The sequence below is a fragment of the Thermococcus onnurineus NA1 genome (assembly GCF_000018365.1).
Taxonomy (GTDB): Archaea; Methanobacteriota_B; Thermococci; order Thermococcales; family Thermococcaceae; genus Thermococcus; species Thermococcus onnurineus.
On record NC_011529.1, the window covers coordinates 1712282 to 1724393 of the forward strand.

At 53.7% G+C, this 12112-nt stretch carries 14 protein-coding genes; 6 read left to right on the forward strand and 8 right to left on the reverse strand.

The genetic code is table 11. From position 1 onward, the window contains the following. Positions 1 to 5: 5 nt before the first annotated feature. The 7 genes from TON_RS09310 to TON_RS09340 all read right to left on the reverse strand — a co-directional run bounded on the left by TON_RS09310 (position 6) and on the right by TON_RS09340 (position 7280). Complete coding sequence (locus TON_RS09310; protein ID WP_012572789.1) at positions 6 to 602, reverse strand: TasA family protein; 597 nt, start codon at positions 600 to 602, stop codon at positions 6 to 8. An 84-nt stretch (positions 603 to 686) separates the two neighbouring features. Continuing rightward, positions 687 to 1676: a DUF1616 domain-containing protein gene (locus TON_RS09315; protein WP_012572790.1), complete on the reverse strand. Its 990-nt coding sequence runs from the start codon at positions 1674 to 1676 to the stop codon at positions 687 to 689. A gap of 111 nt (positions 1677 to 1787) precedes the next feature. Further along, positions 1788 to 2342, reverse strand: coding sequence for a hypothetical protein (locus TON_RS09320; RefSeq protein ID WP_012572791.1), 555 nt, complete (start codon positions 2340 to 2342; stop codon positions 1788 to 1790). After that, positions 2339 to 3622 carry a DUF58 domain-containing protein gene (locus TON_RS09325; protein WP_012572792.1) on the reverse strand — a complete coding sequence of 428 codons (1284 nt, stop codon included), beginning with the start codon at positions 3620 to 3622 and terminating at the stop codon, positions 2339 to 2341. Before TON_RS09325 ends, TON_RS09320 begins: the two co-directional genes overlap by 4 nt. Further along, positions 3619 to 4539 carry an AAA family ATPase gene (locus tag TON_RS09330; RefSeq protein WP_012572793.1) on the reverse strand — a complete coding sequence of 307 codons (921 nt, stop codon included), beginning with the start codon at positions 4537 to 4539 and terminating at the stop codon, positions 3619 to 3621. Before TON_RS09330 ends, TON_RS09325 begins: the two co-directional genes overlap by 4 nt. A 1-nt stretch (position 4540) precedes the next feature. After that, positions 4541 to 5539, reverse strand: coding sequence for a DUF4350 domain-containing protein (locus TON_RS09335; protein WP_012572794.1), 999 nt, complete (start codon positions 5537 to 5539; stop codon positions 4541 to 4543). Further along, positions 5532 to 7280, reverse strand: a complete 1749-nt coding sequence (locus TON_RS09340; RefSeq protein WP_238516401.1) for a DUF4129 domain-containing protein — start codon at positions 7278 to 7280, stop codon at positions 5532 to 5534. Before TON_RS09340 ends, TON_RS09335 begins: the two co-directional genes overlap by 8 nt. 52 nt (positions 7281 to 7332) lie before the next feature. On the opposite strand from TON_RS09340, the gene TON_RS09345 reads away from it, so the two are divergent. Then, on the forward strand, positions 7333 to 8052 hold the full coding sequence (locus tag TON_RS09345) for a hypothetical protein (RefSeq protein ID WP_012572796.1): 720 nt from the start codon (positions 7333 to 7335) through the stop codon (positions 8050 to 8052). Next, on the forward strand, positions 8043 to 8282 hold the full coding sequence (locus TON_RS09350; RefSeq protein WP_012572797.1) for a hypothetical protein: 240 nt from the start codon (positions 8043 to 8045) through the stop codon (positions 8280 to 8282). Before TON_RS09345 ends, TON_RS09350 begins: the two co-directional genes overlap by 10 nt. Position 8283: 1 nt before the next feature. Here the strand turns inward: TON_RS09350 and TON_RS09355 are convergent, their stop codons facing one another. Then, positions 8284 to 9237: an NAD-dependent epimerase/dehydratase family protein gene (locus tag TON_RS09355; protein WP_012572798.1), complete on the reverse strand. Its 954-nt coding sequence runs from the start codon at positions 9235 to 9237 to the stop codon at positions 8284 to 8286. 87 nt (positions 9238 to 9324) lie between these two features. On the opposite strand from TON_RS09355, the gene TON_RS09360 reads away from it, so the two are divergent. The 4 genes from TON_RS09360 (at position 9325) to TON_RS10170 (ending at position 11592) form a co-directional block, all read left to right on the forward strand. After that, positions 9325 to 10320, forward strand: a complete 996-nt coding sequence (locus TON_RS09360) for a sugar phosphate nucleotidyltransferase (protein ID WP_048055123.1) — start codon at positions 9325 to 9327, stop codon at positions 10318 to 10320. A gap of 227 nt (positions 10321 to 10547) precedes the next feature. Then, positions 10548 to 10769, forward strand: a complete 222-nt coding sequence (locus tag TON_RS09365) for an AAA family ATPase (protein ID WP_012572800.1) — start codon at positions 10548 to 10550, stop codon at positions 10767 to 10769. A 109-nt stretch (positions 10770 to 10878) separates the two neighbouring features. Further along, positions 10879 to 11142 carry an ATP-binding protein gene (locus TON_RS10165; protein ID WP_012572801.1) on the forward strand — a complete coding sequence of 88 codons (264 nt, stop codon included), beginning with the start codon at positions 10879 to 10881 and terminating at the stop codon, positions 11140 to 11142. A gap of 45 nt (positions 11143 to 11187) precedes the next feature. Beyond that, positions 11188 to 11592 (forward strand): ATP-binding protein, encoded by a 405-nt coding sequence (locus TON_RS10170; RefSeq protein WP_012572802.1) that lies wholly within the window; start codon positions 11188 to 11190, stop codon positions 11590 to 11592. Positions 11593 to 12112 lie beyond the last annotated feature (520 nt).

Here is a 12112-nt window from a genome sequence, read left to right on the forward strand (position 1 = left end):
AAAGCTCACTGCTCTGCGTTTATCTTCATGTCCACCTCCACCCTGTCGGTCTGGCACTCGTTGCCCGCTTCTGGTGAGAACCTTATCCTCATGACGATCTTTAGCACCTCACCCTCTCCCAGGGAGCCTTTGAAGAGCTCTATCTCCTTCCCGTCAAGTTCCCTCAGTGTTCTGCCCGCCACCTCCGTCAGGTCGGTGGTTGTGCCTCCGTGCTGTACCGAGAGGCCCGTTATCACGAGGTAGCCGCTCAGTTCGCCTCTCTCTGTGGTGTTGTCGACTTCCTTCTCGGCGGGGGAGAGGGCACCGTCCTCCAGGTCGTTAACGTAAATGGTCATAGTAATCCTCGAAACCTCGAGGTCCCCGCGGTTTTTCACGTAAAAGGTTACGGTTTTCTCGTCGCCAGGCATTAAATCCGAGAAGTCGAAGAGCTTGAGGCCGTTGTAGAACCTCTCTCCGTCTTTGCTTATTCCTATATCGAACTTTCCGGAGGAGATCTCGTTGTTCTCAGAGAGGGCTATGTCCGTGAATAGGGAGCTGGAGAGCCCCGCGAGCGCAACCAGCAGCAGAAGGGCCGCACTCAGCACAACTTCTCTACGTCTCATTTCCACCACCAGCGATAGTATTCAACTAGTGATTACGTGGGATGGACTTATAAAATTTTCTCTCAAAATAGTAAGAAATAGGGCTCAGGAGGTCACCTTCACGTTGAGCTTGAGGCTCTGCACCGTGCCGTTTATCGCCTCAAGGATGAGGTTCTTGGCATCGGTTTCAGCGTAGTTCCCGTCCAACGGTGCCGGCGGGAGCTCTGGCGGTTCATCCTTGAAGAGGAGGAACCAGACCTGCCACTGGCCGGGTTTATCGATGCTGAGGGTGTAGTTGGTCTCGAACTGGGGCGTCCAGTTGCCCTCGATGTTGACGGGAACGTCGGGTAAGGTGACGTTGAACCAGCCCGGCATGGGGTACATCTCGTATATTATCGTCGTGTTGGTCGTGCTGTCCCACGTCAGGTTGACGAGCCATATCTGGACATAGTAGGTTACGTTCCTGTGCTCGTGGTTCACTATGCCTATTATAACCCTACCTTCCTGGCCTACCCTCAGTTCGGTTGGGTAATCGGCGGCCTTGCCCTCCGGCCCGAGAATGTAGAACTCCGTGAAGGCCTCGCCGGGCTTCGGGTGGGTTATGACGTAGCCCAGCGTTCCAATGGATGTTATGATGGCGATTATCAGGATCACCGTGAGGGCCTTGTCGAGCTTGCTCGACTCCTCCCATTCAAGTTCTTTCTTCACGTCCTCGAGCGTTATCCATGGAATCCACGGCTCGAAGGCCTTTGCTCTGCCGTAGATAGCGATGATTGAAAAAGCAATGTTGAAAATCGTCAGGCTGACGAGTATTGGGATGAGCCTTATACCCCAGGGGGTGTAGTTGAGGCCGAGGCCTATGAGTGGAACAATGGCTATGCTGAGGCCGAAGCTGAGGGCGAGCCTTTCGAGGTTGTCGAGCTCCTTCCTGTTGGGAAAGAGGGCAGTTATGAAGACGTAGCCCGGGAAGAAGAGTACAAAGGCTAATCCAAGGGCTTTTCTGAGAAGGCTGTCCGGTGCGTAGAAAATCAGAAGGTCGAGCAGAATTGAGAGAGTGATGATTGTGAGCAGGTCCCAGTAGTCCTTGAGCTTCATTCACTTCCCCCCTTTGGGCGTCTTCGCCCGGTTTAAAACCCTTTTCCTCCGGAACCTAGAATAGATTGGGAGTACCTGTGCAGCCATCCTTGAGCACGTCGGGCTGGACATTCACTCCCCCTCAAACAGCTTCACCTCGAGGAACTCAACATCCTTCCGCTCGGCGAAGAGGATGAAGAGCAGTCCCAGGCCGATGATGACGAAGGCCTGAGCCACGGGGTCGGTGAGGCTGTCCCTTGTCAGGTACATCACCGCCGCTGAAAGTCCCAGCCAGCCGGCGAGGTATGCAGTCGCTTTCCCGAAGTGCCTGTAGGATGAGTAGAGAACTACTGCTATGAGGACTATCAGGAATGTGTAGTCCGTCACGGCCGAGACTATTAGAACCGCTGAGAGGATGAGCTCTTCCCTTTCGACCCTGATTCCTCTGAGAACGTCGTCGAGCGCGAGGATCGTGGAGAGGGCCACAAACACGGCAAGCTTGAGTCCTTCCCATGTGTAGATGGAAGTACTGGGAAGCGATACTGCTATGGAGAGGACATAGAGGTAGAAAGCGGCCAGTGAGGCATTCCTGCTCCTTAACCTCAGCAGATAAGCCAGCATGATCAGGAGGAAGACGTAGTTTTTGAGCACTATTCCAGTTAGGATGGTCGCTATCAGCCCTATCACAGCCTACCCACCACCCTTGGAAGCACGTCTCGGGGGCCGACTTCAATGACCTTTATCCAGCCCCTGACTTTCCTCATGACCTCCTTCCTCTCGCGGTAGCCGCGGTAGAGGGTCTCCAGCTCTCTCTCGGTCAGCCCCTCTTTGCTGACGAAGAATACCGGGTTTGGATACAGGAGGACGGCCTTTGAGCCTTTTCTCTCGAGCACCCTCGCTGCTTTGATTATCTCCCTCGGGTGGAGGCCGAGGTCATCGACCATTATCACGTACGCCCCGCTCTTGACTTCCATTGCCGCTTTGAGGGGACCCGAGGCGCTGGAGCCGCGCTTCATCTTCAGTACCAGTCTCCCTATCGTCGATGGGGACGACAGGCCGGATGGCTTCAGCGGGGGCAAACCTTTCTCGCCCCTGAGTCCGAGCTCGGAGACGAGTGTCAGCGGGTCACTTGCGTGCTCTATTACCCTGACGATGCCCGCCTCGTCATAGGCTACAACCTTCACGCTGTGGCCGAACCTCCTGAAGTAGGCGGAAAGCTGTGCTATGATGAGGACGAGGTAGTCTATCTTGCCCGCCTTTAGCTCCCTGCGGAACTTGCGGTCGACGTTGACGAGCAGGTAAACATCAGCGAGGCTTTCCCTCCTGAAGACTCTGACTATAAGCGTGTTGAGCCTTGAGGTGGCCTTCCAGTCGATTTTGGTTATATCATCCCCTGGAAGGAACTCCCTGAGCTCCTCGAAGTCAAGGGTCTCTGCCCCGATTCCAAGGGCCCTCTCGACCTCGGCCAGGGCCTCGACCTGGCGCCTCTCCCTCATGGCCTCTTTTATGCTTCTGGGTGATGGGAAGATAGTCATCTTTCCGTGTTCTATCACAGGGAAGTCCTTCTTAAAGAGCCCGCGCTCATCCTCGAAAGTCGCCTCTGCTTTGATCGCTATCCTGCCCTTAGCCTGGGGAACTATCGTCTGCTCGAGATATTTCTTATCGCCGGGATTCAGGAAGGTCCTGAGCTCCCTAGCGAAGACGCTCTTCGATGTTTCCCTTATCCTCAGTACGCCCGTAACCCCGGAGAGATTCTCGACTTTGATCCTGGCCTTTACAGGCTCCCTCTCGGTTCCTCTCTCCGGAACGGTTCTCTCGACCCTTACACTGGGCTCAAAGCTTAACCTTGCCAGGGCGTAGTGGGCCATTATCCCGACCGCCATCAGCGCCGCCGCTGGGCTGCCCATCAGGTAGGCGGCGGCCGAAAGGACTGCCGCGAGGGAGAGCAAGACTCCTGCCCTTTTCATTCCGTTGGCACCTCTACCCTTTCGAGGACTTCCCTTACAATGGTCTTCCCGTCGATGCCGTCCACCTCGTACTCAGGCTTGACGACGATCCTGTGGGAGATGACTGGAATAGCCAGCCATTTAACGTCATCCGGGATGACGTAGCTCCTCCCTTCTAGGTAGGCCTTAACCTTGGCGGTGTAGAGGAGATGCTCGCCAGCCCTCGGCGAGGCTCCAAGGATCACCCTCTCGTCGAGCCTCGTCTCCTTGACGATGGCGTATATATAGTCGATTGCTGCCTCACTCACGTGGACTCTCATGGCCTCTCTTCTGGCCCTGGCCAGCTCGCTCCCGAGGACGACCTGGTTTGCTTCCGAGAACTGCCCCAGGCTCTTCATCCTGAGCATTGCCTTCTCGCTCTCCTCGGGGAGGTAAGTGAGGTCTATCTTCATCATAAACCTGTCAATCTGCGCGGTAGGGAGCTCGTAGACGCCCTCCATTTCCACAGGGTTCATCGTCGCGAGGACTATGAACGGCTCCGGGAGCTTGAGGGGGAGGCCCTCTATGGTGACCTGTCGCTCCTCCATCGCCTCGAGGAGAGCTGACTGTGTCTTTGGAGAGGCACGGTTTATCTCATCGACGAGAACGACGTTGGCAAAGATGGGGCCCTTTCTTATCTTGAACTCCCCGGTTCGCATGTCGTAAAAGGTGTGGCCGATTATGTCTGCCGGCAGTATGTCTGGCGTCATCTGTATCCTCGAGAACTTCAGTCCAAGGGTCTGTGCGAAGTTCTTGCTCAGGGTCGTTTTCGCTATTCCCGGGACTCCTTCCAGGAGCACGTGCCCGTTGGCTATAATGGCTATCGTCATCAGCTCGATCACATCGTCCATTCCGACTATTGCCTTTCCAACCTCGGCCTTAATCTTCTCGAGTATCATATCAACCACCCATCCTTTCGAGCATCTCGATTATCTCCTTTTCATCCCAGCCCCGCTCCCTCGCCAGAGCCAGGGCGAGCTCTTCGGGGCTTTCCTTCCTTCTGAAGAAGCGCGAGACAGGCTTCCAGAGCAGCCTTCCCACCGCTCTGAAGATGCCCAGCTCCCTGAGGAGTATTAGAATACCGATGACGAGTATCAGCCTGATGACCATGTCTTTGGGCAGTAGCCTCGTTATCGTGACTGTTCCAGCGGTGTACAGGTTGAAGTCCGGGTGATGGGCCTCGTCTATGTAGAAGGTATCGCCTCCGAGGTACTCGATGAGGTTCCTTAGGAAAGGCTCGTTCTCGCCGTAGAGCTGGTTTATCAGTATATCCGGATCTGCCAGGATTACGACCCTTCCATTCCCGTATTCGACTTCAGTCATGAGCGGGTACTGCTTCCTCTGGGAGTTTATCATAGCCACCTTGCTCGCGTAGGCCTCACCGCCCCTCGTCACGAGAATTGCAGAGGGCTCATTTGTGACTATTCTCGTGACGTTTCTTGCCAGAAGGGGGTTCTCTATCCTAACGGAGACTATGATCCTATCATCCTTCTCGTAGAAGAAGTCGCGGAGGGGATAGTTGGATATGCTCACTGACAAGTTGAGGGCCCTCAGTATCTCGTTGCCCGTGCCGAAGTCGTCGGCTATGAAGAGGGTATTTCCACGCTCCAGGAAGGTCTTAATCTGCTCTATCTCGGCATCAGTGAAGGTCATGTTGGGGCCGACTATGACGAGAACACCGTTATTCTCGCTGATGCTGGCCATGTCGAAGGATTCGAAGATGGGAGCGACCCGCTTCCCCTCTCCGTGGGCAAGCTTGACGAAGTTTGAAATCCCGTCCCAGTTTGTGTTGAACATACTGTACTGGGTGGAGCTCTTGAACAGGGGTACCGTCAGCGGCATGGTGATGAGGGTGAAGATGAGTAGGATAAGAACGAGGTACTTTATGGTTTTATTCACCTCTCTCACCCCGAAGCAGCCTCTCGATGCTCGCCCTGAACTCGGTTAGCTCCTCCCCACTCAGGGGGATTTCCCCGTAAACGGCTTTCTCGTGGAGCTTTGTTACGGCCTCAAGGTCTGGATACAGCTCCCAGTCGCGGAGAATCCTCAGGACTTCCCTCGGAGTCAGGCTCTCGCTTATTCCGAACATCTCCCTCAGCCTTTCTCTGAGGAGCTTATAAGCCTCACCGATGTCTTCGGGGATTTCAAGGAACTCTCCGGACGTTTCATTCCCCCCTGCCGCGTACTTGAAGACCGTCTTCTGGGATGCTTGAGGCGTTGTTTGGTCTTTCTTTCTCCTAGTTAGGATGCCAGCCGCGAGGAGCATCGCCAGGACAACGATTGCGATGTACCTCGGCAGCATGTTCTCCGGCGGGACGACGGTGAGGAGGACCACATTGGAGGTGGCTCCCTCGTACACCTCGCTGCCGGCGAAGGCCACGTAGACCTTCAGCCGACCGGGACTCTGCGGCTCCAGGGCGAAGGAGAAGGTTCCGTTCTCGGCCGTGATGTTGAACTGAGGGGTGTCGTTGACATAAACGATGAGGGGGAAGGTCATGTTCGGCTTCACCCTTCCTGTGAACGCGGCTTTTTCCCCGAGGGTTATTCTCTCTGGCCCGTTGAGGGTTATCGCAACCGGGAAGCGCCTGAACTCAACCGTGACTATCTCTGAGGTTCCGGTGTGGGTTCCGTCGCCGGCGAATTCCAGCGGCACCTGGAACGTTACGGCCTCGGAGGAGTGGTAGCTCTTTGCGAAGCCTCCATCGGGCCCGGTGACGAGCGTTTCGTCTCCAACCGTTATCTCCCTCTCCCCCAGGGGGTTGCCGTAGTAGTCAATGAGCTTTCCGGAGACGGTGAGGCTCTGGTTCAGAAAGGCGCTGTAGACGTTTTCGACCAGAAAGACGGAGGGTATCTTCCTCACCGTCACGTTGATGGTGTTCGACCTGAGCCCTCCCTGGGTGGCGTACACCGTGTAAGTCCCGAGCTCCCTGAACCGGTACATGGTGGCAAAGAGCCCGTTCTGGGGGGTGACTATGAGGAAGGACGTGAAGTTCCCTTTTGTGATGACCACTGTGACAGTCTCGTTGCCCGGACAGGAGCCGAAGATTGTGACTGACTGGTAGAGCATCGGCTCTGAATCCGAGATCCCTATCTCGAACTTCCCGCTGGGGGGAGTCCTGGAGACGAGTTTATCTATCTCGCCGAGGTACTTTCTGACCTTCTCCGTATTGAACTTCAGGATTTCGGTCCCGTTCATCAGTTCCAGAGAGTCTATCTCATCCAGGAGGGACTCCATGTTGAGGACTGTGCCCCGGATTCCGGCTGTAACCGCGGGTGTTGGATTTTTGCGGAACTCAAGTATGAGCTCGTTCAGAATCATCAGCTCTCTGGAGAATTCGTAGAACGGCTGGATAACTTTCATCACCGTGGGGTTAACTCCTTTCTCCTGGTAGTACAGCGCCTCCAGGTGGATGAGCTCCAGCTCGTTTAGGGTGGTGTTGGCGAGAGTTAGGCCGTAGCTCTCGTTAACCAGGACGTACTTCAGGGAGTCCTCAAAGCGGAGGATAATCTTGGAGAAGTACTCATAGAGAAAAACATCCCTCTGGGTCGGCTCCTCAACGGCCTTCCCGGAGGCGAGTGGAACGGAGCCGACGATTAGAATTAGGGTTATTATTAAAAGCAACGCTCTCCTCATCGCCATCGCATCCATAAGGCATAAAAACCTTATTAAGTTTATTCGTTCCGGTGTTAGAATGGGGAGGATTTTGGGAAGTATCCTTTTAGCGGCTGGAATCGTCCTGTGGTACCACGGGGGCGTATCTGGAATAACATCTCTGGTCAACCTGGGAATCGGGGCGATAATTCTTGGTCTGGTAATGGCTGCTATGCCTTCCAGGAACCACGTTGACAGGGAGGCCCTTTTCCTAGCGTGCGAACCTTCATGTGAGTTCGTTGAAAAGCTAAGGAATGACCTCGAGCTCAGGGGGAAGCCGGTGATCATACCGCCCTACGAAAACCTCCCTAAAGGTGGCATCTTCCTCCCCAAGTCCGAAGCTGTCTCCTTTAGCCTTGGAAAGCTCGACGAGGGAACCGTATTTGTTACGGGCACCGAGGAGGAGAGCGGCGTTCTGATAAGTCCTCCTGCTGGATGGGCGCTTGTGAGCTACATTGAGGAGAACGTCGGTGGGCTCTCCGGGACGGGCCTCGGATACGCTTCCTCGGCCGTTTCCTCCGGCTTAAGCGCCCTGGGCCTCGGTTCGGCGGAGGCCTTTGAGAGGGAAGACGGGACGATAGAGATCTTCGTAAAGCCCCTCTGCGACGGCCCTGTCTACGCTGACCCCGTTGCCTCGGCCGTTCTCCTCGGAATCGCCGCCGGAATGGAAGAACTCCTGAGGATAGAATCCGTTGAGAGCGTAAAGGACTACGTCAAGGTGATCCTTGAGCGGCTCGGTGGGATCGAGAGATGGCTATGAGGGAGAACGTCGTCCTGTTCCTTGCGTTGTGGATAATCACGGCCGCACTCGTGAGTCCGTCAGTGGAGATATTCCTGACCATAGCCCTTATTGGGATATTGATAACCCTTGAGATAGGTGAGTTTTATCTGCCGAGGGACGTCAAAAGCTCTCTGAAACTCTCCGCCTATCTGCTCCTTCTCGCCTTCGCCTTCATAGTGGCAAGAAAAGTGTATGAAGTGATAAAATAAGTCAGATGGTTGAGAGAAGCTCCCTAACCGTCCTCCTTACGGCTTCGTAGCTGTTGAGCTTCGGCTCCCAGCCGGTTTTCTTCGCTTTCTCTATGCTCAGGCGCATGAACTTGACGTCGCCCTTCCAGCCGCGGCCACCGTCGACTCCACCTGTGAACCTGAAGGCTGGATTCAGCCCCATCTCCTCGCTGACTATCTCGGCGATTTCCCTGACGGTTATCCAGTCGTCGTTTCCGAGGTTGTAAGCGTCGTAGGTTTTGCCTTCCTTCCTGAAGTGCTCGAAGATGTGGAGCATCCCATCAACGGTGTCGCTCACGTGGAGGTAGCTCTTCCTCTGGGTTCCGTCGCCCAGAATTTCCAGTTCATTGGGGTTCTTCCTGAGCTTGTTGATGAAGTCGTAGATGACGCCGTGGTTGGAGCGCTCGCCTATTATGTTGGCCAGCCTGAAGACGAGAGCTTTGAAGTCGAAGGTGTGGGCGTAGCCGCTTATCAGGGCTTCAGCCGCGAGCTTCGCCCCGCCGTAGACGCTTATCGGCTCGAGCGGGGCGTAGTCCTCTGGAGTGGGGATGACCTCGGCGTCGCCGTAGACCGTCGATGACGAGGTGAAAACGAGGTATTTGACCCCGGATTTCCTCATTGCTTCAAGGAGGTTGTAGGTTATAACGACGTTGGTCTCGTAGAGCAGCTCCGGGCTCTGAGAGCCGATCCTAACCTCCGGATTGGCGGCGAGATGGAAGACCACCTCTACGTCTTCAACGGCCTTCTCCACGATTTCCCGATTTCTCATGTCTCCCTCTATGAACTCGAACCTCTCATGCTTGAGCCAGCGTTTAAGGTTGTCCAGACTGCCGGCGCTTAAATCGTCCAGAACCCTGACCTCGTATCCGAGCTCCATGAGCCTGTCCACAAGATGGGAGCCTATGAAGCCTGCACCGCCCGTGACCAGAACCTTCATTCATACCACCACCCATGATGAAGCGAAATTATTTAAATATGTTAGGGGTAAACCCTGTGGTTGAAGTACGTTGGAACGGTGAGCGCCATGAAGGTTCTGATAATGGCCGGCGGCTACGCGACGAGGCTCTGGCCCATAACCAAAGATAATCCTAAAGCTTTACTCCCTGTCGGGAACAAGGTGATACTGGACTACATTCTGGAAAAGGTCGACGAGCTTGGTCTCGAAGCCTACATATCGACCAACAGGTTCTTTGAGATGCACTTCCGTCCCTACGCTGAGAGGAATGGCATAAACCTCATCGTGGAAGACACCCTCCACGAGGAGGAGAAGCTCGGAACGATAGGGGCTATGAAAAAGGCCGTGGAGGAGCTCGGTTCAGATGACTACCTCATCATAGCCGGCGACAACCTGTTCTCCTTCAGCCTGGTGGACTTCCTGAAGGCCTACGACGGGAGGACCCTCATAGCGGTCTACGACGTCGGCGACCTAGAGCTGGCCAAGCGCTACGGTGTGGTCGTTCTTGAAGGCGACAGGGTCATCTCCTTCCAGGAGAAGCCGGCCGAGCCGAAGTCGACTCTCGTCAGCACGGGCGTTTACATCTTCCCGAGAAGGGTAATGGAGAAAATCGATGAGTACCTCTCCGACGGAAACAAGGATTCACCGGGCTACTTCATCCAGTGGCTCTTGGAGAAGGGTGAGGACATCAGGGCCTACCGCTTCTCCGAGTACTGGTACGACATAGGAAGTGCGGACAGCTACCTGGAGGCCCTCAAGACTCTCCTCAGAGAGAGCCACGTCGAGGAGATTCAAATAAGCCCCTACGCCAAGATAATCCCGCCGGTGGTCATAAAGAAGGGCGCCAAAATACTCGGCAGGTCGATAATAGGGCCGTACGCCTACATAGGCGAGGAGTGCGTCATAGAGAACTCCGACATCAGCGACTCGATAGTATTCAGAAAGACCATAATCAGGAACTCGACGATATGGCGCTCCATCATCGATGAGAAGTGCGAGATAAGGAACCTTGAACTGAGAAAGAGCCTCGTCGGGGGTCACGCAAAGATACAGAGGGGCGAGTGAGGCTTGCGTGGACATGAATTTCCCTGCTTATTATTATTGCCAAAGATTTCGGGGAGGTTCAATATGGAGCCCCGCGTTCATTCCACTTTGTGAGAGCTGGGATAGTGGACTATTTTTCTTTTTCCTATTGAACTATCATTTCCCTGTCTTGGAAGGGACTTCCTGCCCATGCGGTTAAACTTAGAGAATTCACACCCTGCCTGAAACAGGTGGGGTCTCAATGCTTTTTGACACCAGAATACTGGGAGCTAGTTGAGAAAATCGAAAACGGAAGGAACTTCTTTGTCATAACTGGTCCAAGGAGGATTGGAAAAACTACCTTCCTCACAGCTGCACTGAATGACCTCTATGAGAAATACGAAATACCACACATAATCATCGACGCAAGGACCATCTCAACCGTTAACTCGAAGAACCCTCAAGGGCAAATTGTGAGAGAAATCCTTTAGCATTAAAAAGCATTCCAAAAAAAGGCCGCTCTCAAAAATAACAGACTCCATTGACAGCATCACTATCAAAGGAGTTAAACTAAAGCTCAAGAAGGACACCGAGTATACCTTGCCAGACATTCTACGGGAGCTCAACAACTCCAACGACGTGCTCATCATAGCGTACGACGAAGCGCAGTACTTCAGGTATGCAAACGAAGACTTTACAAAAATCCTTGCCTGGGTTTACGACAAGCTCCCCAATATAATCACGATTGTGACGGGCTCACAGGTGGGGGTTCTTGAAAACTTCCTGCGCTTTGACGACTACAAAGCCCCCCTTTACGGCAGATACCACGTGAAAATACCGCTAACGAGGTTCACTCCCTCCTAGAGTTTCGAGTTCCTTGAGAGAGGTTTTGAAGAGTATGGATTGCCTGTGAATCCAAAAGATATACTCTCGGCCATCAAGGCTCTTGATGGGGTACCTGGCTGGCTGACGCACTACGGGGCAAGCAGAATTGATGGAAAGACCCACTGGGACGCTATTCATGACGTTCTCACTGAGGCTGAAGGGTACATTCGTTCGGAGTTCGAAGAACTTGACAGGGCTTCTCCGAGGTACAGGCGGATTATGGAGATTGTAGCAAGTATCACTTCCCGGAAAGACTCTGCCTCTTGGACTGAGATAAAGAACGCCCTTGAGCTCAGGGAAGGTAAGGAGATTGATGACAAAAATATTAACCTACTCCTTAAAAAGCTCGTTAACTACGGTTTCCTTGAACATGTGGGAAGGGAATACAGTATTCCAGACCCAGTAATCAAGAGAATCTTCCAAACCTGACTTTTTCCTTAGCCCTACTAAGTTTTGAATCAGTGATATGAGAAGAAGTGAGGAGCGCCATACAGACGAGTCTGGAGTGAAGTTTCACTCTTGACAGACCTCTCCCTGCTTAATAGTGGCCCATGACCCTCTCGGATCATGGAATCACTGTTCGGGTTAGGTCTGCCTGGGGTGAAGCTTTCGCTTCAGTCTCCCCTGCAGGCACTCCTCATATAGTATTGGGTGTTTTAACTATATAAATCTTTGCTTTTATTTAAAGCAAAATTTTTTGACAACTCCTTGAAATAATTTCAACCATGCTGGGATCTGAGTTGGAAGCGGAGGGTATTCATGTAAGAATAGAAATTGAATCAGGCGCGAGAAGATAGTGAGGAGCACCTTGAAATCGGGACCTCGGCGAAAATCCCATCCTCAAGGAACGCCAGGCTTGTGACTCCAGCCCTCCGGACTTGTGGAACACGTTAGGCTTAGCATCCATCAAGGGTGAAACTTTCGCTTCGGTCTCACCAACAGGGCACTC

Coding starts and splice junctions, on each gene's coding strand:
- TON_RS09360 (WP_048055123.1), top strand. CDS start 9,325: ATGAAGGTTCTGATAATGGCCGGCGGCTACGCGACGAGGCTCTGGCCC.
- TON_RS09350 (WP_012572797.1), top strand. CDS start 8,043: ATGGCTATGAGGGAGAACGTCGTCCTGTTCCTTGCGTTGTGGATAATC.
- TON_RS09355 (WP_012572798.1), bottom strand. CDS start 9,237: ATGAAGGTTCTGGTCACGGGCGGTGCAGGCTTCATAGGCTCCCATCTT.
- TON_RS09330 (WP_012572793.1), bottom strand. CDS start 4,539: ATGATACTCGAGAAGATTAAGGCCGAGGTTGGAAAGGCAATAGTCGGA.
- TON_RS09345 (WP_012572796.1), top strand. CDS start 7,333: ATGGGGAGGATTTTGGGAAGTATCCTTTTAGCGGCTGGAATCGTCCTG.
- TON_RS09315 (WP_012572790.1), bottom strand. CDS start 1,676: ATGAAGCTCAAGGACTACTGGGACCTGCTCACAATCATCACTCTCTCA.
- TON_RS09310 (WP_012572789.1), bottom strand. CDS start 602: ATGAGACGTAGAGAAGTTGTGCTGAGTGCGGCCCTTCTGCTGCTGGTT.
- TON_RS09340 (WP_238516401.1), bottom strand. CDS start 7,280: ATGGCGATGAGGAGAGCGTTGCTTTTAATAATAACCCTAATTCTAATC.
- TON_RS09325 (WP_012572792.1), bottom strand. CDS start 3,622: ATGAAAAGGGCAGGAGTCTTGCTCTCCCTCGCGGCAGTCCTTTCGGCC.